Source organism: Dactylosporangium siamense (assembly GCF_016862795.1).
Taxonomy (GTDB): domain Bacteria; phylum Actinomycetota; class Actinomycetes; order Mycobacteriales; family Micromonosporaceae; genus Dactylosporangium; species Dactylosporangium siamense.
Genome location: NZ_BONQ01000069.1, coordinates 17,915 through 43,509, shown reverse-complemented (window position 1 = coordinate 43,509; position 25,595 = coordinate 17,915). Strand labels below are relative to the sequence as shown.

Below are 25,595 nucleotides of genomic sequence, written 5' to 3'. Positions count from 1 at the left end.
CTAGTCCAAGGTGAAGTAGTCGGGGCCCGCGTAGTGGCCGGTGGCGAGCTTGGTCCGCTGCATGAGCAGGTCGTTGAGCAGCGTGGAGGCGCCGAACCGGAACCGGTCCGGGTCCAGCCAGTCGGGGCCGGCGGTCTCGTTGACCATGACCAGGTACTTGATCGCGTCCTTCGCCGTGCGGATGCCGCCGGCGGGCTTCACCCCGATGATCCGGCCGGTCGCGGCCCGGAAGTCGCGCACCGCCTCCAGCATGACCAGCGTCACCGGCAGCGTCGCCGCCGGCTGGATCTTGCCGGTCGAGGTCTTGATGAAGTCGGCGCCGGCCAGCATCGCCAGCCAGGAGGCGCGGCGCACGTTGTCGAGGGTGGCCAGCTCGCCGGTCTCCAGGATGACCTTGAGGTGCGCGTCGCCGCACGCCTCCTTGACCGCCACGATCTCGTCGTGGACCTCGGCATACCGCCCGGCCAGGAACGCGCCGCGCTTGATCACCATGTCGATCTCGTCGGCGCCGTCCGCGACGGCCGCCCGGGTGTCGGCGAGCTTCACGTCCAGCGGCGCCTGCCCGGACGGGAAGGCGGTGGCGACGCTGGCCAGGTGGACCCCGCTGCCGCGCAACGCCTCGGCGGCCACCGAGATCATCGCCGGGTAGACGCAGATCGCGGCGGCGCTCGGGCAGGTCGGGTCGGCGGGGTCGGGCCGGACCGCCTTCGCGCACAGCGCCCGGACCTTGCCCGGGGTGTCGGAGCCTTCGAGTGTCGTCAGGTCGACCATGCGGATCGCCAGATCCAGGGCCTGCGCCTTCGCTGTCGTCTTGATCGACCGGGTGCCCAGCATGGCGGCGCGCTGCTCCGCGCCAACCTGGTCGACACCGGGCAAACCGTGCAGGAAGGTCCGCAGGGCGCCTTGTGAGCGCGCGACCTCGGCGGTGAGGGACATGACCTGAGTCTAGGCTTAGTCGCTGTGGACGTACTCGTGGTGGATCACCCCCTGGCCAAGTCGCGACTGACCGCGATGCGTGACGCACGGACCGACAACGGCCAGTTCCGGGCCGCGCTGCACGAGCTCACGACGATGCTGGTGTATGAGGCGGCCCGCTCCTTCGCCACCGAGCAGTTCCCGGTGCAGACGCCCGTCGCCGTGGCCGAGGGCACCCGGCTGGCCAACCCGCCGCTGCTGGTGCCGGTCCTGCGGGCCGGGCTGGGCATGGCCGACTCGGCCCTGGCGCTACTGCCGGAGTCCTCGATGGGCTTCGTCGGGCTGGCCCGCGACGAGGAGACCTACGAGCCGCGCGCCTACATGGAGTCACTGCCCGGTGACCTCAAGGGCATTCCGGTGCTGGTCCTCGACCCGATGCTGGCCACCGGCGGCTCGCTGCTGCACTGCGTGCGGCTGCTGGTCGACCGCGGCGCGACCGACATCACCGTGCTGTGCGTGCTCGCGGCGCCCGCCGGCATCGAGCGCCTGGCCGACTCCGGCCTGCCGATCCGCCTGGTCACGGCCGCGATCGACGAGAAGCTCAACGAGCGCATGTACATCGTTCCGGGCCTCGGTGACGCCGGCGACCGCCAGTTCGGCGGCATGCCGCGTTTCTGAGTAGCGCCTTAATTCTCGTCGCCGGTTCGGGGGATTCCCGCTGCTCAGCCATTGCCTGACGGGCTGAGCAGCGGCCTACGGTGACCGGCGATGAAACACCGACGCTCGTTCCTGCGCACGCACCCGGTCCTCGCCGTCGCCGTCACGGTGGGGATCCTCGTCGGCTCGGGCGCCCTCGCGGCGACCGGCGGGGGCAGACCCGAACGGCGGGCTGCCGCCGTACCGGCGACGCAGCGACCAGACACGGAAAACCTCGGCACCGCGGCCCGGCCGACAAAGGCCGCGCCGACGAGCAAGGCGCCGGCGCCGAAAGCGACGGAGGCCACCCGCTGCGGGCTGAGCGCGAAACTGGTGCCGGGCTGCGGGCTGCTGTGGGGGGTCGCGCCCGGCGCGTTCACCGACCTGCCGTCGTCCAGGGCGCTGGGCGACTTCGAGCGCACCACCGGCCGCCCCGCCGACATCCTGCACTCCTACCACCGCGGCGACGAGGTCTGGCCGACCGCCGACGAGATCGCCACCGTGCAGCAGGCCCGCAAGCGGATCCTGTTCGCCAACTGGAAGGTCGCCTGGGGCACGACCTGGGCCGACGTCGCCGCCGGCGGGCAGGACGCCCGGATCGACCGGGCCGCGGCCCGGCTGAGGGCGTTTCCGGGGAAGCTGTTCGTCGCCCTGCACCACGAGCCGGAGAACGACGTGCGGGCCGGCGGCGGCATGACCGCCCGCGACTACGCCGCCATGTACCGGCACACCGTCCTGCGCCTGCGCGCCGCCGGCGTCACCAACGTCGTCTTCGTCATGGTCTACATGGCGTACGAGCCGTGGTGCGTGCAGCCGTGGTTCGGCGACCTGTACCCGGGTGACGACGTCGTCGACTGGATCGGCATGGACCCCTACCTGTTCGCCAAGCCCGGCGGCTACGGCCACGGCGACTTCGCGTACCTGGTCGACCGCACCTCGGATCCGGCCAAGTGGCCCGGGTTCTACACCTGGGCCACCCGGACGCACGGCAACAAGCCGCTCATGATCGCGGAATGGGGGGTGTACGAGCACGCCGCCGACCCCGCGCAGAAGGCCTGGATCTACTCGACGGTCCGCCAGCAGCTCGGCCGGTTCCCCGCGATCAAGGCCCTGGTGTACTTCGACTCGCCGAACGCCCCGAAGGGCGACACACGGCCCGACAGCTCACCGGCGGCCCTTTCGGAGTTCCAGAAGCTGGCCGCATCGACGGTGTTCGCCGTCACGCTATAGGCCCAGGGCGGCGGCCGTCTCGGTGCGCAGGGCGGCCAGGGACGCGCGGGCCTTCTCGCGGGCGGCGGCGACGTCACCGCCGGTGACCGGCTCGACCACCTCCAGGTAGGCCTTCAGCTTCGGCTCCGTCCCCGACGGCCGCACCACCACCCGGGTCGTGCCCGCCCGCACGATCAGCACGTCGGCGTCCGGCAGCAGGTCCTCGACCGCGTGCACCGGCTCGTCGAGCAGCGCCACCGGCGGCTGCCGCCGGATCGTGGCCATGGCGGTGGCGATGTCGGCGAGGTCGTCGACGCGGACGCTCAGCTGGTCCGTCGCGTGCACGCCGTGCCGCAGCGCGAGCTCGTCGAGCCGGTCGCCGAGGTCCTTGAACTCGGACTTCAGCCCGGCGGCCAGCTCGCACACCAGCAGGGCGGCGGTGATGCCGTCCTTGTCCCGCACGTGGGTGGGCGCGACGCAGTACCCCAGCGCCTCCTCGTAGCCGAAGACCAGGTCGTCGCCGGCCCGGACGATCCACTTGAAGCCGGTGAGCGTCTCGCCGTAGGGCACCTGGTGGGCCTCACACATCCTGGACAGCAGGCTGGAGGACACGATGGTGGTCGCATACCGGCCCTTGACGCCGCGGCGCATCAGGTGGTCGGCGAGCAGGACCCCGACCTCGTCACCCCGGAGCAGCCGCCAGCCGTCCGCGGCCTTGATCGCCACCGCGCACCGGTCGGCGTCGGGGTCGTTGGCGATCGCGATGTCCGCGTCGCTCCGCGTCGCGAGCGCGAGCAGCAGGTCGGTCGCGCCGGGTTCCTCCGGGTTCGGAAACTTGACCGTCGGGAACTCGGGGTCGGGCTCGGCCTGCTCCGCCACGACGTTCGGTGCCGGGTATCCCGCTTCGGTGATAGTCCGGACAAATACGTCGTTTCCCACTCCGTGCATGGGGGTGTACGCGATGACGAGGTCCCGCGGCACCTCGGGCTCGACGGTGCGCAGGGCCCCGTCCACGTACGCGTCGACCACGTCCTCGCCCAGCGTCTCCCCGGCGTCACCCAGCGGCACGTCCCGCAGCGGCCCGACCGCCCGGATCGCCCGCTCGATCTCCCGGTCCGCGGGCGGCACGATCTGCGAGCCGTCGCCGAGATACACCTTGTAGCCGTTGTCCTGCGGAGGGTTGTGGCTCGCGGTCACCATGACCCCGGCGGCGGCGTCGAGGTGCCGCACGGCGAACGCGAGCACCGGCGTCGGCAGCGGCCTGGGCAGCAGCAACGCGCGCCGGCCGGCGCCCTGAGCCACCTTCGCGGTCTCCTCGGCGAACGCCTTCGAGCCGTGGCGGGCGTCGTAGCCGACGACGAGCGGCCCCTCGACCCCGGTCTGCGCCAGCCAGTGGACGAGCCCGGCCGCGGCGCCCCGCACGACGGCGAGGTTCATGCCGTTCGGCCCGGCCCGCAGCGGTCCGCGCAGCCCGGCCGTGCCGAACGTCAACGGCCCCGCGAACCGGTCCCGCAGCTCCTGGTGATCGTCGAGCACGGCCCGCAACTCGTCCCGGCCGGCGGGGTCGGGATCGTCGGCCAGCCAGGCCTCCGCTTCGGCGCGCAGATCACTCATCCGTCGTTCTTAGCACGCCCCGCCCGACCCCGAGCCGCCTCGGCCTTCCCCGCCCCACCCCGCCGTCGCTGATCGTGGACCGAGGGTGGGGTCACTGGCCGGTGGAGGCGCCCGCCGACGGGGTGGTGAGCTTGAACGAGCGGACCATCTCCTCGAAGATGACCTTGCTCTCGGCGAACTTGGCCTCGGGCACGGTCACGAAGAAGTGGTAGCTCTTGCCGTTGACGACCACGGCGTTCCACAGGGCGTGCCGTTGCTGGTCGCCGGCGCCGCAGGTGTATTCGAGGACCGCGGCGTCGTGGCCGTCGAGCTTGTTGTCGGTCATGTCGACGTGCGTGTACGGCTGGGTGCAGCTGGACGCCGTCGCCTTCAGCCGGTTCTCCGCGCCCTCGAGGAAGGCGCGCGGCGTGTTCGACGCCTTCTCGATGTTGACCCGGATGCGGCGGTTGGCGTCGTTCGGGTCGGTGATGTCCCAGTAGGGCGCGGCCGCGTTGCCGAGCTGCTTCTTCGTCCAGCCCTTGGGGATGTTGACGGTGATGCCGCCGGTGTGGGTGAAGGACTCCACGTCCATCAGGGGCTTCGGCGGGCCGCTCGACGTGGTGACCGGGGGCCTGCCGTTCTGCGCGTCCGAGCCGCCGCCGGCGAACAGCCCTGACATCGACAGCGCGACGACCAGCACGACCACGACGCCCGCGGCGACGGCGACCTTCGCCCAGCGTGGTGCCTGGGTGACGATGCGCTTGAGGTCGGGGCCGGACTGCTTCGGCGGCTCGGCCGGGGCCTGGGTCCAGTCGGTGGTGCCGAGCGGGCCGTCCTGGTAGGCCGCATACCGGCTGGCGTCGGTGCGCTCCAGCTCGGCGTCCTGGGCCTGGTGGGACGGGCCGCCGGAGTGCATGCGCCGCATGGCGCCGCTGACCGTCTCGCCGGGGGCGATCATCGCCCGGCCGCCGATCTGGCCGGTCGGGGGCTGCTGCGGGGTCGCGACCGTCGGCTGGTGCGTCGGGCGGACCACCGCGTAGGGGTCGGTCATGTGCGCGGGAGCGTTGCTGGCGAGGGGGCCGGCGAGCAGGTCGCGCAGGACCGCGCGGGCGGTCTCGACGTTCCAGCGGCGGGCCGGGTCCTTCTCCAGCAGCCCGTAGAGCACGCCTGCCAGGGGGCCGGCGCGGACCGCCTGGGCCGGGGGCTCCTCGACGACGGCGCGCATCGTCTCGAACGGGTCGCGCCGGTCGAACGGCGGCCGGCCCTCGACCGCCGTGTAGAGCGTGACGCCGAGGGAGAACAGGTCGCTGGGCGGCCCGAACTTCGCGCCGATGGCCCGCTCGGGGGAGATGAAGTGCGGGGAGCCGAGCACCATGCCGGGCGTGGTCAGCTCGCTGTCGGTGGGCATCCGCGCCACGCCGAAGTCGGTGAGCACGCAGCGGCCGTCGCCGGCGATGAGGACGTTGGCCGGCTTGACGTCGCGGTGCAGGACGCCGGCGGCGTGGGCGACCTCGAGCGCGCCGAGCAGCGCGATGCCGATCTTGGCGACGGCGCGGGCGGCCAGGGGGCCGTCCTCCACGATCATCTCGGCGAGGCTGCGGGCCTGCAGCAGCTCCATGACGATCCATGGGCGGCCGGCCTCGGTGACCACGTCGTACACCTGGACGACGGCGGGGTGCGACAGTGCCGCCGCGGCGCGGGCCTCGCGCAGCGTCCGCTGATACATCGAGTCGCGGTCGCTGGGGGCCATGTTGGGCGGCAGTATCACCTCTTTGACCGCTACGTCGCGGCGCAGCACGGTGTCGCTGGCGCGCCAGACCGTGCCCATGCCGCCGTGACCGATGGCGGTGCGCAGGGCATAGCGCCCGCCGATCACCACGCCCGGGGCGGCGCGCTGCCCGGGCACGGGCATGCTCGTGGAGCCAGGCTCGCGGGGCTCCCGCTGGTCGGGGCCGCGCGCAGGGTCACGCCCGGCTCCGGCGGAGGCCAGAGCGCCGGTGGGTGGCAGGGGCTCGCCGTGCCACGTCGGGAGCTGAGTCACAGGCAGTAAACCGTCGTCATGGAGGGGAGATGACTTTCTCGCTGTACGACCGCGGTCCCCCCTATCTTGCGTGCTGCTCGCCCGTTAAGAAAGGTGGGGTCCCGTCCTTCACCGTACCGTGACCCGCAGGCAACCGTGCGTGCTGATCTTGTCGCGCTGCTGAAACGGTTGGATTGAATCCGCTCATTCGGGGAACCCGGAGGGTCGGGCGGAGCGTCTACGCAGGAGGACTGAAACGCATCCGGAACATCGGGGGACTACTTTCCCTGGATTTCCTGGTGCACCTGCCGATCGGGGGAGCCAGACGCACGCACGGTGCGGCGTCAACCCCCGGGTTCATGCCACTCTGCGACGTCTTCCGTCACTGTGCGTCGACCATCGGCGACGATGACGGCAGCACCGAGGCGAAAAGTTACTCGCGACACCACGTGACCGTGGCGCCTGTCACCCGTTGTAGGAGGTGAGGGGTACTTGTCTGAAGCGGACCGCACACTTCCGACGAGGCCAGCAACTTTACGCCTCCAGCACCAATCAAGTGACGCTCAGCTATCTCAACATCACGAGAATGATGTTGCGCTCCGTCACCTTGACCCAGTTAGTCTGTCCGTGGCACGCATGGGGCGGGCCGCTCCTTTAGACCGAAATAGAGAACTCACCGTGACGAGAGCGCTGACGCTGCCCGATCCTGCCGCCGCGGCGGCACGGGTCAGCAAGTTGACGTCGTCCTGGCCCGAGACTCCACCCGGGGCCGATCCGCTGCCCGGTCAGCTCGACCGCTGGCTCACCTCCCGGGGTGCCGAGCTCGTAGCCGTGCGACGTCACATTCACGCGCATCCGGAGCTCTCCGGCCAGGAGTTCGAGACGGCGGCCCTGGTCGCCCGCGAGCTGACCCGCGCCGGTCTGTCGCCCCGCATGCTGCCCAAGGGCAACGGCGTGATGTGCGACATCGGCTACGGCGACCGGGTCATCGCGCTGCGCGCCGACCTGGACGCCCTGCCGCTGCCGGACACCAAGGACGTGCCCTACCGCTCCACCGTCGACAACGTCTGCCACGCGTGCGGGCACGACGTCCACACCACGATCCTGCTCGGCGTCGGTCTCGCCCTGGCCCAGCTGGCCGAGCGCGACGAGCTGCCGGGCCGGGTGCGGCTGCTGTTCCAGCCGGCCGAGGAGACGATGCCGTCGGGCGCGCCCGAGGTCATCGCCGCCGGTGGGCTCAAGGACGTCGCCGCGATCTTCGCGCTGCACTGCGCGCCGCAGCTGCCGGTCGGGCTGGTCGGGGTCCGCTCCGGGCCGTTCACCGCCGCCGCCGACAAGATCGAGGTCCGGCTCACGGGACGCGGCGGGCACACCGCCCGGCCGCACCTGACCGCCGACCTCGTGCACGCGCTCGGCCGGATCCTGGTGGACGTGCCGTCGCTGCTGGACCGCAAGCTCGACGCCCGCGCCGGGGTCTCCATGGTGTGGGGTGCCGTGCGGGCCGGCGAGGCGGCCAACGCGATCCCGATCGAGGGCATCGCCCGCGGCACCATCCGGGTGCTCAGCCGCGACGCCTGGCGCGACGTGCCGGAGCTGGTCACCAAGCTGGTCCACGACGTCATTGCGCCGACCGGTGCCGACGTCGAGGTCAAGTACACCCGCGGCGTGCCCCCGGTCGTCAACGACCGCCTGGCCACCGCGATCATCGCCGGCGCCGCCGGTGCCGCCCTCGGCCCGGACCGGGTCGTCGAGGCGGAGATCAGCATGGGTGGCGAGGACTTCGCGTTCTACCTCGACGGCGTGCCGGGCTCGATGATCCGCCTCGGCGTCGGCGTGCCCGGGTCGGATCAGAAGTTCGACATCCACCAGTCGCTGTTCGACGTCGACGAGCGCTCGATCGGCTACGGCGTCCGGGTCATGGTGCACACCGCCCTCGCCGCACTGAGCGCGGGCGCTTTTTAAAGCCCGCGGGGGATATCTCAAGGCACCACCGGTCTGATAGCCATGGACCGTGGTCACTGAGCTGCGAGTGCACGGCGTCACGGGAACCCCGGCGGAGGACGTCCTCGACCGGCCCCTGCTGCGGCGGGTCGCCGGCGACACCGACGCCGGGTTCTTCCGTCCCCGCGCGGAGTACGGCGGAGGCGCCGGAGCGGGCGGTGTGACCCTGGAGGCGTACCGCTGGGGCAACCTCACCGCCGGCGCCGCCGCCCGCGCGCTCTGGCTGCTCCTGCTGCCGTTCATGTTCGCCAACGTCGCGATCTGGTTGCGCCCCGACGTCGGCGACCGGGCCAGGACGGCGATCCGGGCGCTGACCCGCGTCTTCGCGCTGACCATGACCGCGTCGTTCGTCCTGGCGTTCGTCGAGATCTCGATGGACCTGGTCGGCTGGCAGTGCGCGGCGCTGCCCCGCTGCCTGCAGGACCGCGGGTACCTGTCGGTGCTCGCGGACGGCACGTTCGCCACCACCAGCCGGCGGCTCGCCGTCACCGCGCTGATCCCGGTCCTCGCGATCGCGTTCCTGTGGTTTCTGGGCCGGCGCACCTGGGCCCGCTACGAGGCGTACCCGATCACCACCGAAGGCGACGGCGACGGACTGGCGCACCCGTGCTTCTGGAACGGCCGGCCGCTCGTCGGCCGGCTCCGGTCGCTGCACATCGCGGTCGCGTTCGCCACCCTCGACGCGGCGCTGCTCGGCGTCCTCGTCCCGCACGACCGGCACCCCGCCGGCTACGTCCTCGCCGCCGTCACCGCCGTCATCCTGCTGGCCGGCGTCGTCGCGGTGACCCTGAGCGCCGTCGTGCACCGCGACACGCCGGCCGCGTGGGCGAAGCCCTTCACCCGCACCATGAGCCACGCCGCCGTCGTGCTGACCGGCCTCGTCATCGGATACGCCTGCCTCACCCGGGACCCGTGGACCGCCAGGGACCGGTTGCCGGCGTTCAGCGGCACCGTCACCGTGCTCTTCGCCGTGCAGGTCCTGCTGATGCTGATCCTCGGCGGGGTCGTCCTGGCGACCCGCCCGAAGGGCACGGTCCTGCTGGGGCTCGCGGGGCCGCTGATCGCGAGCACCGGACTCGGTGTCGCGGTCGCGTTCGCCGCCGGGATGGCCTACCGGGTCGCCGACTTCCTCGACCGGCGCTCGTTGCCGTCCACCGCGGACTACGACGAGGGCCGCCTGGTCATCGAGCCGCCGCCCGCCTACGAGTGGGCCGCCGCCGGCTTCGTCCTGCTGCTCGTCCTCGCCGCGCTGGTCGCGCTGACGATGGGGCTGCCGATGGTGCGCCGCCTGCGCCGGTACGCCCGGGTCGTCACCGACGCGGACTTCCGCGGTGGCCGGCAGCGCGACGCCGCGCGGGCCCGGCACATCGACACCGCCGTCGCCGACGCCCTCGTCACCGACCAGGTCGGGCGCATGCTGGTCTGGGTGTTCGTCCCGGCCGCCGCGGCGGCGGTCGTCGCGACCGGGTTCGCGTTGCTCGGGCTGCGGCCGATCCGGCTGGCGGCGTCGGGTTCGGCGGCGGCCGAGGTGACGTCGACCGTCGTCAACCTGGGCACCTATCTCATCGGCCTGTCAGCGTTCGCGCTCGTGTTCATCGGGATTCTGGCGTACCGGTATCAACGCTTCCGCCGGATCGTCGGCGTCCTGTGGGACCTCGGCACGTTCTGGCCGCGGGCCGCGCACCCCCTCGCGCCGCCCTGCTACGCGGAACGGGTCGTGCCCGAGCTCGCCCGGCGCACCGGGTGGCTCGCCGCCGAGCAGGGCGGGGTCATCCTGTCCGGGCACAGCCAGGGCACCGTCCTGGCCGCCGCGACCGTGTTGCAGCTGCCGCCCGAGGCGCAGGCCCGCACCACGCTGCTGACCTATGGTTCGCCACTGCGCCGCCTGTACGCCCGCTTCTTCCCCGCCTACGTCAACGACGCGGTGCTGGCGCGGATCGGCGCGGTGCTGGCCCGACCCGAGGATGGCGTCCTCGACGCGGGTCAGCACAGCCCCCGTTGGGTCAACCTCTGGCGGGACACCGACCCGATCGGCGGCCCGGTGCAGGCACCGACCGCACGGGATGTGCGGCTGGTGGACCCGCCGAGCTTCGACATCGCGCCCGGTGACACGGTGTTCCCCAAGGTTGACGGACACTCCGGCTATCAGCTGCGGCCCGCGTTCGGCGCGGCCGTGGCCGGACTCGTGACGGTCCTGTCGGGCGCCTCGGACGAGCCGCCGACGGTCTCGAACCCGTCGGCGCCCTCGATCTCCTCGGCTCCCTGACCGGACGTGGATCACCGGTGGTGCGACGGTCACCGCGGCTTCGGGTCGTCCTCGTCGCGCAACGGTGACCCGCCCGGCTTGCCGTCCCCGTCCCCGTCCCCGTCCCCGTTCCCGTCCCCGTCCCTGTCTCCGTCTCCGGCCTTCGGCGAGGGGCCCTCGGCCACCGGTGAGGGGCTCGTCCATTCGGGCGGCGCGGAGACCGGCGGAGTGGACACGGGATCGGTGCCGGCCCCACCCGACGCCGAACCACCAGTGGCCGCCGGCGCCGTGGTGGGCGAAGCGGGAGCGGGCGGTGCGGTGCCGGGACCAGCCGCGCCGGGACCAGCCGCGCCGGGACCAGCCGCGCCGGGACCAGCCGCGCCGGGACCGGTGGCGGCGGGCGGTCCGGAGACCGGGCCGCGGGCGGGCGGCACCGGTGCCAGCAGCGGGCCGGAGCGCGGGCCGTGTCCCGGGCGCGGGGTGGCCGGGAACGGCGGCGGGTTCCAGCCCGGAACCGGACCCGCCGCCGGAGCGCCAGCGGGGACCAGTGCCGGTCGCTTCGGCCGGTACCGGCGGATCAGCCGGATCAGGACGTACAGCGGAACACCCAGCAGCAGGATCCACGGGGTCAACCAGCCCAGCACCGTCAGCGCCACCTGCAGCGAGGCCAGGAACGCGGCCAGGCCGTTCTTGAACCCGGCCGCGATCCCGATCTCGTCCTTGTCCTTGGCGATCGCCGCCTCGGGGCCGAGCAGCTGCAGGGTGATCGTCGACAGCGCGGTCAGGCCGTCGAGCTTGCGCTTGCGCGCCTGCAGGGACTCGAGGTCGGACAGGCGGCGGGACAGCTCCGACTCCAGCGAGGTGATCTCGCCGATCGTGGTCGCCTTCGCCAGCAGCGCGCGGATCCGGTCGACGCTCGCCGCGGCGTTGTCCAGCCGGGCCTGGACGTCGACGACCTGGTCGGTGACGTCCTGCGCGGTGATGGTGCGGTCCTCCTCGTCGCCGAGGTCCTTGAGCTGCTCGAGGGTCGGCGTGAACTTCGCCGCCGGGATGCGCAGCACCAGCGTGCCGGTGGAGCGGCGGTCGTCGCGCCGGCGGTTGTCGCCGCCGACGAAGCCGCCCGCCTGGGTGGCGAACGAGATGGCCCTGGCGGCCGCCGCGTCGACGTCGTCCACGCGGACGGTCATCGTGCCGGCGTAGATGATCGAACGGTTCTCCACGTCGAGGTTGTCGGGGACCTTGTTCGGCTCCTTGGCGGGGCCGGCGCCGCCCTCCTGTGCCACCCCGGGCGCGGCCACGCCGCGGTCAGCGGTGCTGGCGGGGGATTCCGCCTTGTCACTGGCGCCGCAGCCGCTCACTGCGACGAGCAGCACGGCACTCACCGCCGCGAGGAACAGTCTCGTGCGCCTGACTGACATGACGCCTCCTGGGTAGGGTCGACCGGAGCGATCGAACTGCCACCTGGGACGCACCCGGGCGCCGCACCGGTTCCCGGGCGCGGCGTCACGGTTACGACACGGCAGGGCCACGGCGAGAACACGGCGAAGGGACACGGAGTCATGCGCATCACCAAGTTCACGCACGCGTGTCTGCGCATCGAGCACGGCGGCGGGGTGCTGGTGATCGACCCGGGTGTCTTCACCGAGGCGGAGGCGCTCGACGGCGCCGACGCCGTCCTCATCACCCACGAGCACTTCGACCACGTCGACATCGAGGCGCTGCGGGCGCTGAAACGCCCCGAGCTCACCGTGCACACCCACGCCGACGTGGAGGCGCAGCTCGCCGACCTCGACGCCGACCTGTACGCGGTCGCCCCGGGTGACACCTTCGTCGCCGCGGGGATGACGGTCCGCGCCCACGGCGGCCGGCACGCGGTCATCCACCCCGACATCCCGCGGATCGTCAACGTCGGCTTCGTGATCGACACCCCGGACGGCCCGCTGTATCACCCCGGCGACGCGTTCCACGTCCCGGACGAGGAGATCGCCACGCTGTTCGTGCCGGTGTCCGCGCCGTGGCTGAAGCTCGCGGAGGCGATCGACTTCACCCGGGACGTCGCCCCGGAGCGGGCGTTCGCGCTGCACGACAGCCTGCTGGTGGACGCCGGCCAGCAGATGGTCACCGGACACATGACCCGGCTGTCCGGCACCCGCTACGCCCGCCTGGAGCCGGGCACCAGCATCGGCTGAGGCTGAGGCTGAGGCTGAGGCTGAGACTGGGGTTACGGGGTCCAGGCCATCAGGTTCGCGAACAGCTCCGCCTGCTCGACGGCGTCGTCCAGGGCGTGATGGGTGTGCCGGCGCTTGGACAGCAGGTGCGCCGGCATGCGGCTCTTCACGGCCGCCCCGATCGGGACGCCCGCCTTGACCGCGTAGAGGGTCTTGATGTCCAGGCAGCCCGAGTGGCCGAACACGCTGGCTCCGGTGAAGCGCAGCAGGTACCAGTACAGGAACATCCAGTCGAACACGGCCGGGTAGGCGACGATGACGGGCCGCCCGGCGCCCGCGGTGCGGGTCACCCAGTCGCTGAGCTCGCCCATGGCGGTGGCCGGGTCGGCACCGTCGCGCAGCAGGGCCGCCCGGTCCAGACCGGACACCGCCAGGGCCTCGGGGACGAAGTCGTCGCTGATCGGGCGCAGCTCCCGGTAGAACGTGTCGGCGGTCGGATCCGCCGCGGTGAACACCCCGTCGGAGCGCCCGGCGACGGCCAGGCCGAGGCTCACCATCGAGTACGGCCCCGGAATCGGGCCGTCGGCCTCGACGTCGAGGGAGAAATAGACGTCCGCGCGCATCCACTGATCCTACGATCGGGTGGTGGACGATGCGCTCGCCGCCGTGGTGGCCAGGTTGTACGCGGTGCCGCCGGAGGAGTTCGTCGCGGTGCGCGCCGAGGAGGTCGCCAGGGCCCGCGCGGCGCGCGACACCGGGCTCGCCGGCACGATCGGCAAGCTGCGCAAGCCGACGGTCGCCGCGTGGCTGGTCAACCTCCTCGCCCACGAGCGGCCCGACCTGGTCGAGGAGCTCCTGGAGCTGGCCGCGGAGCTCCGCGACGCGCAACGCGAGCTGCGTGGCGCCGAGCTGCGCGAGCTGTCGACCCGGCGCCGCTCCACCGTCGCCGCCCTGGCGAGGGAGGCCGCCCGCCTCGCCGGACCCGACCGGGGCAACCTTCCGTTGCAGGAGGTGGAGGGAACCTTCGCGGCAGCGCTCGCTGATTCGACGGTGGCGGCGGCGGTACAGGAGGGAGCGCTGACGAAATCGCTCGAGTACACCGGCTTCGGGGAGACCCCACGACCGCAGCTGCGGCTTGTCCAGGGCGGCGACGACGGGCCCTACCTCAGCACCGTGACCCCGAAACGGTCCGCGCCGACCCAGGACGACCGGGAGCAGCGGGCCGAGGCCCGGCGGCGGGAGGAGGAGCGGCGCCGCGCCGAGGAGGAGCACGCCAGGGTCGTCAAGCAGGCCCGGCGCGAACTGATGACGGCGCTGCAGCAGCTGACCGACGCGGAGACCGCGAAGTCCGAGGCGGAACGCGCCGTCGCCGCCGCGGAGAAAGCCATCAAATCAGCTGAGAAGCGGGTGAAAATCGCGCAGGACGCCCTCGCGGACCTGTCCTGAACCCGACCGGATGCCCTCCCACGAACGTGTGCCTACTGCGTGATCCACCCGAGCAGGCAGAATGAGCCGGGTGACTCCCGAGCAGGCGGCAGCGGCAGCGAAGCAGGCCGTCCTGATGCTGGGCGGCGCGTTCAGCGACGACCCCAAGACCATGCGCCGCGCTCGGCAGATCGGACTCACCGGCTGGGCGTTCTACGTCGCCGGCCGCGGCGGTGCCCTCGGTGACGTGCGGGCCGACACCGTCGCCGCGGCGCTCGGCTTCATCGCGCCCGAGGCGGTGCAGGACGGCTGGGACGCCGCCCGCAAGGTCGCCCCGCCCGAGCAGATCGCCGCCGACAACCTCGACGAGTGCTGCCGGTGGGGCCGCGAGCACCTGGAGAGCTTCTACGCGCTGCCGAAGCTGGTCGAGCTCGCCGAGCGGGTCGTGGTCAGCGCCGAGACCGCCGGCATGCCGCTGTTCGCGGCGTGGCGGGCGATGCCGCTGCCGGACGACTCACCCGGCGCCCGCGCCGCCGTCCTGGCCCACCTGCTGCGCGAGCACCGCGGCGCCGCGCACCTCCTGGCGATCCGGGCCAGCGGCCTGAGCCCCCTCGAAGCGATCATCGCCGGCCCGGAGGGCGAGGCCGGCGCGACGGCGTTCGGCTGGCAGCCACCGTTCCCGCCGTTCGAGCCGCTCGTGCGCCGCCGCAGCTGGGCCGAGGCCCTGACCGACCGGATCGCCGGCGAGGCGTTCCGGGCACTGGCACCCACCGAACGCATCGAGCTCGTCAACCTGCTCGACGCGGCGGTGACCACCGTCCAGGAGGCGGCACCGGTATGACTCATTCCTTGGCCGGCCTTGACGGCTGGACCGTCCGTGGTTGCACGCTGCGCGACGTGCCGGCGATCCTCGCGATCACCCGGGCCAGCGACATGGCCGCCCTCGGCGAGCCCGACTGGTCCGAGGACGAGGTCGTGGAGACCCTGACCGCCCCGGCCGAGGATCCGGCGGTCGACACGTGGCTCGCCGCCGGCCCCGACGGCGTCCCGGTCGCCTGGGCGTATGTCGACAACCCGAAGCGCGGCGCCCGCGACAACGTCGAGCTCTACGCCTGGCCCGGCCATGGCGAGCCCGCCTACGGCCCGCTGCTGGACCTGGCCGTCGCCAGGGCGGTCGAGCGGTCGCGAGGCAACGGCTTCGCCGACGGCGTGCTGCGGGCCGGGACGCTCGCCTCGGAGACGGCGCTGGTCTCGGTGCTGGAGGCCAACGGTTTCGCGTTCGTCAAGCGCCACGCCCGGATGACCCGCCCGCTCACCGGTGACGAGCGCCCGCCCACCGGCTTCGACATCCGTCCGGTCCGCCCCGACGAGCTGCCCCGGTTTCACGAGGTGCTCGAGGCCGCCTTCGCCGACGCCCCCGACTTCGAGCCGACGTCCTACGAGGACTGGCGCACCTGGATCGACAGCCTGGTGTCGACCAGCTGGGACGAGTGGTTCGTGGCGCTGTCCGGCGGTGAGATCGTGGGCGTGCTGCAGTCCGCCGACCAGGCCGTGGAGCGCGGCGAGGGCTGGGTCAAGAACCTGGCCGTGCTGCGCGGGCACCGCAAGACCGGCATCGGTGGGGCGCTGCTGCGCACGGCGTTCGCGGCGTACGCCGCCAAGGGGCGCACCGCGGCGGGTCTCGGCGTCGACCTGACCAACCCGACGGGCGCGTACCACCTGTACACCGGCGTGGGCATGTCGGTGGTCTTCGCGGCGGACGTCTACGAGCGGCCGCTCGGCGGCTGAGGCCGCGCGGCCGTGTGGGTGACTGTTCGCCGCGCCCGACGACCAGCGGCTACGGCATGGCGGTCTTCGTGGGGCGGGCGCGCAGCGCGTCGAGGTAGTCGGCGGGCGCCCCGGCCTTCGCCGCCGCGTTCGCGATCTCGGCGAGATACCAGGCCGTCGGCAGGCCGCCCTCGTACCCGTTGAAGACGTACACCCACGCGGTCGCGTCCCCGTCGAGGGTCGCCACCCGCAGGTGCAGCTTCTGGTACGTGCCGGCGAGCGCACCCTCGACCTCGTCGAGCTGCTTCTCGTCGTTGGGGTGGACGTCGTAGAGCGCGACGAAGACCCGGTCGCCGGGTGACTCGACGATCGTGGTGACCGAGCCCTCCCAGCCGAGGACATCCTCACCGGCGAACGTCAGCCGCCAGCCTTCCAGCCAGCCGGTGCCGATCATCGGCGAATACGGACAGTAGGCCCGCATGCGGGCTGGGTCCAGGTTCGAGCCATACGCGGCGTAATGACGCACGGCGATGACGATAAACCCGTCAGGGTGCGGGAGAGAATACTGCGGAGCGTGTCGGATTCGGATCCACTCGTCGGCGCGGCGGCGCCGTTCGGCTGGGTCGCTGCCCAGGGGCGGGTGCCGACGGGGGAGAATGGCGGGACAAAGCCGAGAAGGGGTGGGCGTTCGTGGGCCGGATCGTGATCATCGGAGGGGGCCCGGCGGGCTATGAGGCGGCCCTGGTCGCCGCGCAGCTCGGTGCCGAGGTCACCGTGATCGAGGCCGAAGGTGCTGGTGGCGCGTGCGTGCTGCACGACTGCGTGCCGTCCAAGACGTTCATCGCCAGCTCGAGCGTGGTCACCGCGCACCTGGACACCGAGGAGTTCGGGGTCATGGGCCCGCCCGGGGACGACGTGCGGGTCGACGGCCCGGCGGTGCACCGGCGGGTCAAGCGGCTGGCCGCCGCGCAGTCCAGCGATATCCACTCCAAGTTGCTCAAGGCGGGCGTGGAGTTCGTCACGGGCACTGCCCGCCTCGGTGAGGACACGCTCGGTCACACCCATGCGGTGCAGGTCACACCGGCCGGTAGTGACGCTCCGTATGTGATTGCGGCCTCAACGGTGCTGCTGGCCACCGGAGCCACGCCCAGGGTGCTCCCGACCGCGGTCCCGGACGGCGAGCGGATCCTCGACTGGCGCCAGGTGTACGACCTGCCGCAGCTGCCCGAGCACCTGATCGTCGTCGGCTCGGGCGTGACCGGCGCGGAGTTCGCCTCGGCGTATCTGGCGATGGGCATCCACGTGACGCTCGTCTCCAGCCGGGACCGGGTCATGCCGCACGAGGACCCCGACGCGGCGATGGCGATCGAGCGGGTGTTCCGGGCCCGGGGCATGACCATCCTCAACAACTCCCGGGCGGCCGCCGCCCGCAGGGTCGACGGCGGGGTCGTGGTCGAGCTCGCCGACGGCCGCTCGGTCGAGGGCTCGCACGTGCTGATGGCGGTCGGCTCGGTGCCGCAGACGTCCACGCTGGGGCTGACGGAGTATGGCGTCGAGGTCGCCCCCGGCGGCTACATCACCGTCGACCGGGTGTCGCGGACCAACGTCCCGGGCATCTACGCGGCCGGCGACTGCACCGGGCTGCTGCCCCTCGCCAGCGTCGCCGCCATGCAGGGCCGGATCGCCATGTGGCACGCGCTCGGCGAGGCCGTCGCCCCGCTGAAGCTGCGCACCGTCGCCGCGAACGTGTTCACCGACCCCGAGCTCGCCTCCGTCGGCATCACCCAGTCCGACATCGACAGCGGCAAGGTCCCGGCGCGCTCGGTCATGCTGCCCCTGGCCGGCAACGCCCGGGCGAAGATGGACGGGCTCGACGACGGGTTCGTGAAGATCTTCTGCCGGCCCGCGTCCGGGCTGGTCGTCGGCGGGGTCGTCGTCGCGCCCAAGGCGAGCGAGCTGATCATGCCGATCGCGATGGCGGTGGAGAACCACCTGAGCGTCGACCAGCTCGCCCACACCATCACGATCTACCCGTCGATCTCCGGTTCGGTCGCGGAGGCCGCCCGGCAGCTGATGATCCACGCGGAGGACTAGACCTCAGGGCAGCTCCCGGTAGATGTCGCGGGCGTAGTCGACGACCGCGGCACGGGTCACGGTCGCCTCGATCGGCAGGACCTCCAGGCAGCGGCGCAGCGCCTCGGTGAGGATCGGGCGCGGCACCCGCATCGAGACGGTGCAGTGCGGGACCCACTCGCCGGGGTCGTACAGGGGCAGGCTCTCGATGCCGGCACCGGTGAGGTGCCGCCACACGTCGGCCTGGTGGCGCATCAGGTCCGGGGTCGGCGCCAGCCCCAGGAACACGACCCGGCCGATGAACACGCCGGCGAACTGGAAGTTGAGCCGCAGCGGGGTGGCGACCCGCACCGGTTTCAGGGCCGCCTCGACGGCGTCCGGGTCGAGGGCGCGGGCGCCGATCAGCGACACGTGCGGCCGGTGCTTGCCGTCGTGCGGCGTGCGCAGGGTCTGCACGCCGAGCTCCTCGAGGAGGTCCCACAGCACCCGGATTCGGCGGGTGGCGCGCTCGTCGAGGTGCATCTCCAGGGCGGCGACCATCAGCGGCTCCTCTGGCAGACCCGGCACCAGTACGCGTTGCGGGCGTTGAGCTCCGCCGTCTGCACCAGCGTGCCGCAGACCAGGCAGGGCTGATTCGTCCGGCGGTACACGTACACCTCGCCGCCGTGCCGGTCGACGCGTGGGGCGCGGCCCATCGCCTCGGGCAGGTGGACACTGTGGACGGTGTCGATCCGGCCGTCTTCGACCCCGGCGCGCATCAGCGTCCGCAGGTCGTGCCAGATCGTGTCCCACCGCCGGCGGGTCAGCCGCCGGCCGGTGACCGTGGGGCGCAGCCCGGCCCGGAACAGCGCCTCCGTCACGTAGATGAGCCCGGCGCCGGACACGATCGACTGGTCCATCAGCAGCGCCATGAGCGGCCGGTCCGACTTCTTGATCGCCGCGAACGCCTGCACCCCGCCGTCGTCCTCCTCGGCCAGGGGGTCCGGGCCGAGCCGGGCGTGCAGCGCCTCGACCTGCGGCGGGTCCAGCAGCTCGCACGCCGTCGGGCCGCGCAGGTCGAGCCAGTGCGCGCCGTTGGCCATCCGCAGCCGGACCTCCCCGACCGCCGGCGGTGGGTCCGCGTCGCCGTCGGTGAACTTGCCGTAGAGCCCGAGGTGGACGTGCAGCGTGATGTCGCCCTCGTACCGGTGCAGCAGGTGCTTGCCGTGGGCGGAGGTGTCGATCAGCGTCCGCCCGTCGACGCGCCGGGCGCCGTCGGCGAAACGGCCCTGCGGGCTGCTGACCGCCACGGGCCGGCCGGCGAACAGGGCCCGGTGGCGCGCGGCGAGGCGGTGGATGGTGTGACCTTCAGGCACCGCACGTTTATACCTGTTCCTGCCACCGCGACGGCGAGCTATTGTTGCCCGTATGAGTCGCAGCGCACTGTTCACGACGACGCCGGGCCTTCCCCGGCGGCGCTGACACTCACTGTTCAGCCAAGCTCCGGGGCGTCGCGCTCCGGAGCTTTTTCGTGCGCGCGGCGCCCCTTGGTCTGCCAAGGGAGTCATCGACATGCAGGATCACCGCAAACTCGGCCGCGACCTCGAGCTCTTCCACTCCGACCCGCTCGTCGGCGCCGGGCTGCCGCTGTGGCTGCCGGCCGGCGCCGCCGCCCGCCGCGCCGTCGAGGACTACATCCATGCCCTCGAACGCCGCAACGGCTACCAGCACGTCTACTCGCCGCCCCTGGCCAAACAGGAGATGTACGTCAGATCCGGGCACCTGCCACACTTCGCCGACGACATGTTCCCGCCGATGGCGTTGAGCGAGCACGACGCGTTCGTGCTGCGCCCGAGCCTCTGCCCGCACCACGCCGCGGTGTTCAACGCGCGCGGCCGCTCGTACCGCGAGCTGCCGCTGCGCATCGGTGAGATCGGTGGTCAGTACCGCGCCGAACGCTCCGGCGTCCTCGGCGGGCTGTCCCGGGTCCGCGCGATCTCCCTCAACGACGGGCACATCTTCTGCACCGAGGAACAGGTGCACGCCGAGGTCGTGGAGTCGCTGCGGCTCATGCGGGTGGCGCACGAGGCGCTGGGCTTCCAGCCGTCGTCGTTCCGCCTGTCGCTGCGCGGTGACGGCGGCAAGTACGTCGACGACCCGGCCATGTGGGACAAGGCGTCGTCGGTGCTGCGCGACGCCCTGGCCGACGCCGGCGTGTCCTATGTGGAGGCCGCCGGTGAGGCGGCGTTCTACGGCCCGAAGGTCGACGTGCAGCTGCTGGACCACGCCGGCCGGGAGAGCACCCTGGCCACCGTGCAGGTCGACTACTTCCAGCCGGCCAGGTTCGACCTGTCCTATGTGGACGCCGACGGCGCGCGGCGCCGCCCGGTCATGGTGCACCGCAGCGCCGCCGGCAGCCTGGAGCGGCTCTTCGCGCACCTGATCGAGGTGCACGACGGGGCGTTCCCGGCCTGGTACGCGCCGCTGCAGGTGGCCGTGCTCCCCGTCTCCGACGCCTGCGCGGGCGGCGAGTTCCTGCGCGCCTGCCGCGCCGCCGACCTGCGCGTCGAGGAGTGGCACGCGGGCAGCCTCGGCGCCCGGATCCGGCAGGCCGCGGCGCGGAAGGTGCCGTTCGTCGCGGTCGTGGGGGAGCGGGAGGCCGCGGACGGCGCGGTGTCGCTGCGCCCACGGGACCCGGGCGCGCTGTCGGGGGTGCTGCCGATCGGCTCGGCGATCGCCGCGCTGTCGGAGGTGTGCTCGGCCCCATAAACAGGTCGGTGCGGCCGGTGCGTCAGTCCAGGTGTGCGGATCTTCCGGATCGTCGTGATGCTCGCTTTCGTGGCCGGCTGCTCGTCCACGCCGTCGTTCTCGGCCCCCGCGGCCCCGGCCTCCCCGGCGGCGCCGTCGTCGGCCGCCCCTCCCACCAGGGGGCCGGCGACGGTGGACGTGCCGGTCATCCGGTATCCGGTGGAGGGCGGCGGCGCGTTCGACTTCGCCCAGGCCGGCGGCCCGGTCGTCGGGAGCAGGGGCACGCTGCTGACCTACCGGGTCGGCGTGGAGCGCGGCATCACCGGTGTCGACGCGGCCACGTTCGGCGACGCCGTCGAGCTGATCTACGCCGACCCGCGCAGCTGGCCGGGCACGGGCAACTGGCGGCTGCGCCGGGCCGGCACCGGCGAACGGTTCGACTACACCATCTACCTCGCCACCCCGGCGACCCGCGACGTGCTGTGCGGCAACGGCTACGACCGGTACACCTCGTGCAGGAACGGCAACACGGTCGTCGTCAACGTGGCGCGCTGGGTGCGCGGCATCCCCGGCTACGGCGCCGACCTCACGGCCTACCGGCAATACGTGGTCAACCACGAGACCGGCCACCGCCTCGGCCGCGGACACGAGCTGTGCCCGGGCCCCGGCCGCCCGGCGCCCGTCATGCAGCAGCAGACCCTCGGCCTGCACGGCTGCGTGGCCAACCCGTGGCCGATCGTCGACGGGAGGTCATATGCCGGGCGCTCCGGCCAGTACAACGACCCGACTCCCGAGGAATCGCCATAAACGCCCGGACCCTCCGGCGCCGTCTAGGAGGTGAGGGGGTGCTGGGTGCGGGACTTCGACGACTTCGTGACGGGGCGCAGCGCGGCGTTGCTGCGGTTCGCGTACCTGCTGACCGGCGACCGCCACCTCGCCGAGGACCTGACCCAGGAGGCGCTGGTGCGGGTCCACCGCCGCTGGCACGCGATCGTCGGCGAGGACGGCCCCGAGCCGTACGTCCGCCGGGCGATCCTGCGGCAGTACCTGTCGTGGCGCCGCCGCCGGGCGAGCACCGAACGGCCGATCGCTTCACCGCCCGACGGTCCGGCCGACCTGGCCGACCTGGCCGAGCGGGTCGTCGACGCCGACGAGATGTGGACCGCGCTGCGCGCCCTGCCCCGCTCCCAGCGCGCCGTCGTCGTCCTGCGCTACTACGAGGACCTTCCCGACGCCGAGATCGCCAGGCTGCTCGGCTGCGCCCCGGCGACCGTCCGGGTCCACGCGTTCCACGCACTGCACCGGCTCCGGTCCGTGCTGACCCCCGCCTTCTCGCATCCGCTTCCGTTCCGTGGGGACACGTCATGAGCGACGTCGAACACCGCGTCCGCGACCTGCTGCAGCGCCACGCCACCGACGCCCCGGCCGGCGCGACCCTGCTCGCCGCGGTCCGCACCGAGAGCCGCCGCCGCACCCGCCGCACCCGCCTCCTGGTCGCCGCGGTCGTCACCGTGCTCGCCGGCGCCCTCGCGGCCCTGCCGCTGCGGCTCGCCGCCGCCCCGGTCACGGTCGCCGCGCCGTCGGCGCTGACCACGCCGGACGCGTCCGCGACCGTCACGTTCCCGCTCAGCCCGCCCTCCGGCTCCGAGGCCGGTTCCGAGGCTGGTTCCGGGGCGGCTGAGGTGCGGCTGGCCGCGGGGCTGCCGACGCTGAGCTGGTCGCTGCCGGGCACCGACGCCACCGCCACCCTGACCATGAGCCCGACCCGCCCGGCGATGCCGGCCACCGCCACCCCTGCCGCTGTCCGTGGCCGCCCCGGTCTCGCCGCCGTCCTGCCGGACGACGGGGTCTCGCTGGTGTGGCAGGAGAGCGCGGAGCAGTGGTTCGAGCTGCGGGCCTACCCTCCGGTGCCGGTGGACCACCTGGCCGGCACCGCGAAGAGCCTCATGCCCGTGCCGGTGACCACCCCGGCGCCCTTCACGTTCACCGTCGTCCCCGCCGGCTACACCATCGACAACATCAACACCTCCGCCGTCACCTTCTGCCCCGCCGACGTCCCCTTCGACCAGTCCTTCGTCGGCAAGATCACCGTCATGCTGGGCGTGACCGGCGAACAGGCCCCGGGCCGCCAGGTCGACGTCGCCGGCCATCCCGGCACGGTGACCAGCTCGGCGGACGGCTGGACCGCCCTGCAGGTCGACTTGGGCGACGGGCGGCTGCTCGTGGTGCAGTCCGCGGTGCGGGTGCCGCTGCCGGAGCCGGACCTGATCCGCTTCGCCGCCGGCATCACCGTCAACCCGGCCGCCACCCCGGGGCGGGGCTGACCCTGCATACGGCTGCATGGTCCTCGAGGCAGGGGAGCGGCGGGGTGGTTCCCGGTAGATCCTCCCTAAACCGTACATATGTGCATACGATTCATTTGTGCTGGTTGTAACGACTGAGGGCTTACCGGGGTACGAGATCACCACCGTGCTCGGTGAGGTGCTGGGCGTGTGTGCGACGTCGCGGAACCCGTTCGCGGCCGGGTTGCGGTCCACCGAGGGTGGGCCGGGGCTGGACATGTCGCAGTTCCTGGTGCAGACCAGGGCGAAGGCGGTCGGGCAGATGATCCACGTCGCCGAGCAGCGCGGCGCGAACGCCGTGGTCGGGATGCGGTTCGACCATCGGGACTTCACGAACACCTGGGCGGAGATGTGCGCCTACGGCACGGCCGTCGTCGCCGTCCCGCTGCATGCCAGCTCGGGCGCCCACGCGGCGGAGCGGTCGACCGCGGGAGCGAGATGACCGATCCGGCCAGGCGACCGACCGTGAAGTCGAAGTGACCACGCGTCCGGAGACGGCCACGCGTCCGGAGACGGCCACGCGTCCGGAGGCGGCCACGCGGTCTGGGGCGGCCGCGCGGACTGGGGCGGCCGCGCGGACTGGGGCGGCCGCGTGGGCGGAAACGGCCGCGTGGACGGAGAGGTCTACTTCAAGGTCGCGATGACCGCGCCGGCGGAGACGACCTCGCCGACGGTGGCGGCCAGGTCGGTGACGACGCCGGCCTTGTGGGCGTTGAGGGGCTGCTCCATCTTCATCGCCTCCAGCACGACGATCAGGTCGCCCTCGGCGACGGTGTCGCCCTCCGCGACCGCGATCTTCACGATCGTGCCCTGCATGGGGCTGGTGAGCGCGTCCCCGCCGGCGGTGCCGGCCTGCTTCTTGGCCGCCGAGCGGCGGCGCGGCGCGGCGGGGCCCGCCGAAGCGCCGGGGCCGGAACCCGGTCCGGCACCGAAACCGGCCGGCAGCGAGACCTCCAGGCGCTTGCCGCCCACCTCGACGACGACCGTCGAGCGCTCCTCCGCCGCGGGCAGGTCCCCGGCCGGCGCGGCGAACGGCGGGACCGTGTTGACCCACTCCGTCTCGATCCAGCGGGTGTGCACCCGGAACGGCGCGGCGGTGAAGGCGTCGTCGCGCAGGACGGCCCGGTGGAAGGGCAGTGCGGTGGCCATGCCGTCGACGACCATCTCGTCGAGGGCCCGGCGGGCGCGTTCGATGGCCTGCTCGCGGGTCTCGCCGGTGATGATGACCTTGGCGAGCAGCGAGTCGAAGTTGCCGCCGATGACGCTGCCCGACTCGATGCCGGTGTCGACGCGGACGCCGGGGCCGGTCGGCAGCCGCAGGACGGTGACGGTGCCGGGGGCGGGCAGGAAGCCGCGGCCCGGGTCCTCGCCGTTGATGCGGAACTCGATGGAGTGCCCGCGCGGCTCGGGGTCGGTGTCGAAGCGGAGCTTCTCGCCGTCGGCGACGCGGAACTGCTCGCGGACCAGGTCGATGCCGGCGGTCTCCTCGCTGACCGGGTGCTCGACCTGCAGGCGGGTGTTGACCTCGAGGAAGGAGATGGTGCCGTCGTTGCCGACCAGATACTCCACGGTGCCGGCGCCGTGGTAGCCCGCCTCGCGGCAGATGGCCTTCGCCGACTCGTGGATCTGGGTGCGCTGCGCGTCGGTGAGGAACGGCGCGGGCGCCTCCTCGACCAGCTTCTGGTGGCGGCGCTGCAGGGAGCAGTCGCGGGTGCCGACGACGATCACGTTGCCGTGCTGGTCGGCGAGGACCTGGGCCTCGACGTGGCGGGGCTGGTCGAGGTACCGCTCGACGAAGCACTCGCCGCGCCCGAACGCGGCGACCGCCTCGCGGGTCGCGGACTCGAACAGGGCCGGGATCTCCTCGAGGGTGCGGGCGACCTTCAGCCCGCGACCGCCACCGCCGAAGGCGGCCTTGATCGCGACGGGCAGGCCGTGCTCCCGCGCGAAGGTGACGATCTCGTCGGCGTCGCGGGCGGGCTCGGCGGTGCCGGGGACCAGGGGCGCGCCGGCCCGCTGGGCGATGTGCCGGGCGGTCACCTTGTCGCCGAGGTCGCGGATCGCCTGCGGGGTGGGCCCGATCCAGGTCAGCCCGGCGTCGATGACCGCCTGGGCGAAGTCGGCGTTCTCGGAGAGGAACCCGTAGCCGGGGTGCACCGCGTCGGCACCGGCCGCCACGGCGACCTCGATGACCTTGTCGATGCGCAGGTAGGAGGCGGCGGCGGTGTCGCCGCCGAGCGCGTAGGCCTCGTCCGCGAGGCGGGTGTGCAGCGCGTCGCGGTCCGAGTCGGCGTAGATCGCGACACTGGCCAGACCGGCGTCACGGCAGGCCCGGATGACGCGGACGGCGATCTCGCCCCGGTTGGCGATGAGAACCTTACGCACGCTGAACGCTCCCTCGGGTAACCCTCAGC

General features: G+C 72.8%; 23 protein-coding genes and 1 pseudogene. 14 read left to right on the top strand and 10 right to left on the bottom strand.

The genetic code is table 11. The features are described 5' to 3' along the window. Positions 1-936, bottom strand: coding sequence for a deoxyribose-phosphate aldolase (gene deoC, locus Dsi01nite_RS22040; protein WP_203848109.1), 936 nt, complete (start codon positions 934-936; stop codon positions 1-3). Between the two features lie 24 nt (positions 937-960). Here deoC and upp point away from each other — a divergent pair, with 24 nt between their 5' ends. Both upp and Dsi01nite_RS22030 read left to right on the top strand, forming a co-directional pair. Further along, positions 961-1,593, top strand: a complete 633-nt coding sequence (upp, locus tag Dsi01nite_RS22035; protein ID WP_203848108.1) for a uracil phosphoribosyltransferase — start codon at positions 961-963, stop codon at positions 1,591-1,593. Positions 1,594-1,683: 90 nt separating this feature from the next. Next, positions 1,684-2,841, top strand: a complete 1,158-nt coding sequence (locus Dsi01nite_RS22030) for a glycoside hydrolase family 26 protein (protein ID WP_203848107.1) — start codon at positions 1,684-1,686, stop codon at positions 2,839-2,841. Here Dsi01nite_RS22030 and Dsi01nite_RS22025 read toward each other — a convergent pair. The 3 genes and pseudogenes from Dsi01nite_RS22025 to Dsi01nite_RS22020 form a co-directional block, all read right to left on the bottom strand. Next, positions 2,836-4,434 carry a phospho-sugar mutase gene (locus Dsi01nite_RS22025; protein ID WP_203848106.1) on the bottom strand — a complete coding sequence of 533 codons (1,599 nt, stop codon included), beginning with the start codon at positions 4,432-4,434 and terminating at the stop codon, positions 2,836-2,838. The genes Dsi01nite_RS22030 and Dsi01nite_RS22025 overlap by 6 nt on opposite strands. 91 nt (positions 4,435-4,525) lie before the next feature. Then, positions 4,526-5,005 carry a serine/threonine kinase C-terminal domain-containing protein gene (locus tag Dsi01nite_RS59185; protein ID WP_444542523.1) on the bottom strand — a complete coding sequence of 160 codons (480 nt, stop codon included), beginning with the start codon at positions 5,003-5,005 and terminating at the stop codon, positions 4,526-4,528. Between the two features lie 38 nt (positions 5,006-5,043). Further along, positions 5,044-6,454, bottom strand: a pseudogene (locus Dsi01nite_RS22020) (serine/threonine-protein kinase); the annotation flags it as partial. Between the two features lie 657 nt (positions 6,455-7,111). On the opposite strand from Dsi01nite_RS22020, the gene Dsi01nite_RS22015 reads away from it, so the two are divergent. After that, positions 7,112-8,395 carry an amidohydrolase gene (locus Dsi01nite_RS22015; protein ID WP_308442078.1) on the top strand — a complete coding sequence of 428 codons (1,284 nt, stop codon included), beginning with the start codon at positions 7,112-7,114 and terminating at the stop codon, positions 8,393-8,395. 49 nt (positions 8,396-8,444) lie between these two features. Beyond that, entirely contained in the window at positions 8,445-10,700 is a 2,256-nt protein-coding gene (locus Dsi01nite_RS22010; protein ID WP_203848105.1) for a hypothetical protein, read from the top strand. Positions 10,701-10,729: 29 nt separating this feature from the next. On the opposite strand, the gene Dsi01nite_RS22005 is transcribed toward Dsi01nite_RS22010, so the two are convergent. After that, the gene (locus Dsi01nite_RS22005; RefSeq protein WP_203848104.1) at positions 10,730-12,097 is read right to left on the bottom strand and encodes a DUF4349 domain-containing protein; all 1,368 of its coding nucleotides are present in this window, start codon (positions 12,095-12,097) and stop codon (positions 10,730-10,732) included. A gap of 141 nt (positions 12,098-12,238) precedes the next feature. Here Dsi01nite_RS22005 and Dsi01nite_RS22000 point away from each other — a divergent pair, with 141 nt between their 5' ends. Beyond that, positions 12,239-12,868 carry an MBL fold metallo-hydrolase gene (locus Dsi01nite_RS22000; RefSeq protein WP_203848103.1) on the top strand — a complete coding sequence of 210 codons (630 nt, stop codon included), beginning with the start codon at positions 12,239-12,241 and terminating at the stop codon, positions 12,866-12,868. A 32-nt stretch (positions 12,869-12,900) separates the two neighbouring features. Here Dsi01nite_RS22000 and Dsi01nite_RS21995 read toward each other — a convergent pair whose 3' ends face one another. Beyond that, positions 12,901-13,470, bottom strand: a complete 570-nt coding sequence (locus Dsi01nite_RS21995; protein ID WP_203848102.1) for a 3'-5' exonuclease — start codon at positions 13,468-13,470, stop codon at positions 12,901-12,903. A 22-nt stretch (positions 13,471-13,492) separates the two neighbouring features. Between Dsi01nite_RS21995 and Dsi01nite_RS21990 the strand changes: the two genes are divergently transcribed. The 3 genes from Dsi01nite_RS21990 (at position 13,493) to Dsi01nite_RS21980 (ending at position 16,060) form a co-directional block, all read left to right on the top strand. After that, positions 13,493-14,293 carry a TolC family protein gene (locus tag Dsi01nite_RS21990; RefSeq protein WP_203848101.1) on the top strand — a complete coding sequence of 267 codons (801 nt, stop codon included), beginning with the start codon at positions 13,493-13,495 and terminating at the stop codon, positions 14,291-14,293. A gap of 70 nt (positions 14,294-14,363) precedes the next feature. After that, positions 14,364-15,113 carry an SCO6745 family protein gene (locus Dsi01nite_RS21985; RefSeq protein ID WP_203848100.1) on the top strand — a complete coding sequence of 250 codons (750 nt, stop codon included), beginning with the start codon at positions 14,364-14,366 and terminating at the stop codon, positions 15,111-15,113. Next, positions 15,110-16,060 carry a GNAT family N-acetyltransferase gene (locus tag Dsi01nite_RS21980; protein WP_203848099.1) on the top strand — a complete coding sequence of 317 codons (951 nt, stop codon included), beginning with the start codon at positions 15,110-15,112 and terminating at the stop codon, positions 16,058-16,060. Before Dsi01nite_RS21985 ends, Dsi01nite_RS21980 begins: the two co-directional genes overlap by 4 nt. Before the next feature lie 49 nt (positions 16,061-16,109). Here Dsi01nite_RS21980 and Dsi01nite_RS21975 read toward each other — a convergent pair whose 3' ends face one another. Further along, entirely contained in the window at positions 16,110-16,565 is a 456-nt protein-coding gene (locus tag Dsi01nite_RS21975; protein ID WP_033358353.1) for a gamma-glutamylcyclotransferase family protein, read from the bottom strand. A 164-nt stretch (positions 16,566-16,729) separates the two neighbouring features. On the opposite strand from Dsi01nite_RS21975, the gene Dsi01nite_RS21970 reads away from it, so the two are divergent. After that, complete coding sequence (locus Dsi01nite_RS21970) at positions 16,730-18,133, top strand: NAD(P)H-quinone dehydrogenase (RefSeq protein ID WP_203848098.1); 1,404 nt, start codon at positions 16,730-16,732, stop codon at positions 18,131-18,133. A gap of 3 nt (positions 18,134-18,136) precedes the next feature. Here Dsi01nite_RS21970 and Dsi01nite_RS21965 read toward each other — a convergent pair whose 3' ends face one another. Both Dsi01nite_RS21965 and Dsi01nite_RS21960 read right to left on the bottom strand, forming a co-directional pair. Further along, on the bottom strand, positions 18,137-18,652 hold the full coding sequence (locus Dsi01nite_RS21965) for a 2'-5' RNA ligase family protein (RefSeq protein WP_203848097.1): 516 nt from the start codon (positions 18,650-18,652) through the stop codon (positions 18,137-18,139). Continuing rightward, positions 18,652-19,467, bottom strand: coding sequence for an Fpg/Nei family DNA glycosylase (locus Dsi01nite_RS21960; protein ID WP_203848096.1), 816 nt, complete (start codon positions 19,465-19,467; stop codon positions 18,652-18,654). Before Dsi01nite_RS21960 ends, Dsi01nite_RS21965 begins: the two co-directional genes overlap by 1 nt. A gap of 196 nt (positions 19,468-19,663) precedes the next feature. Between Dsi01nite_RS21960 and thrS the strand changes: the two genes are divergently transcribed. The 5 genes from thrS (at position 19,664) to Dsi01nite_RS21935 (ending at position 23,623) form a co-directional block, all read left to right on the top strand. Further along, on the top strand, positions 19,664-20,860 hold the full coding sequence (gene thrS / locus Dsi01nite_RS21955; RefSeq protein WP_203848095.1) for a threonine--tRNA ligase: 1,197 nt from the start codon (positions 19,664-19,666) through the stop codon (positions 20,858-20,860). Between the two features lie 33 nt (positions 20,861-20,893). Then, entirely contained in the window at positions 20,894-21,646 is a 753-nt protein-coding gene (locus Dsi01nite_RS21950) for a DUF3152 domain-containing protein (protein WP_239136075.1), read from the top strand. A 45-nt stretch (positions 21,647-21,691) separates the two neighbouring features. Further along, positions 21,692-22,207, top strand: coding sequence for a SigE family RNA polymerase sigma factor (locus tag Dsi01nite_RS21945; RefSeq protein ID WP_203848094.1), 516 nt, complete (start codon positions 21,692-21,694; stop codon positions 22,205-22,207). Further along, positions 22,204-23,163 carry a hypothetical protein gene (locus tag Dsi01nite_RS21940; RefSeq protein WP_203848093.1) on the top strand — a complete coding sequence of 320 codons (960 nt, stop codon included), beginning with the start codon at positions 22,204-22,206 and terminating at the stop codon, positions 23,161-23,163. The genes Dsi01nite_RS21945 and Dsi01nite_RS21940 overlap by 4 nt, the downstream gene beginning before the upstream one ends. Positions 23,164-23,260: 97 nt before the next feature. Next, positions 23,261-23,623: a heavy metal-binding domain-containing protein gene (locus tag Dsi01nite_RS21935; RefSeq protein ID WP_203848092.1), complete on the top strand. Its 363-nt coding sequence runs from the start codon at positions 23,261-23,263 to the stop codon at positions 23,621-23,623. Between the two features lie 182 nt (positions 23,624-23,805). Here the strand turns inward: Dsi01nite_RS21935 and Dsi01nite_RS21930 are convergent, their stop codons facing one another. After that, complete coding sequence (locus tag Dsi01nite_RS21930; RefSeq protein WP_203848091.1) at positions 23,806-25,566, bottom strand: acetyl/propionyl/methylcrotonyl-CoA carboxylase subunit alpha; 1,761 nt, start codon at positions 25,564-25,566, stop codon at positions 23,806-23,808. Positions 25,567-25,595: the final 29 nt, after the last annotated feature.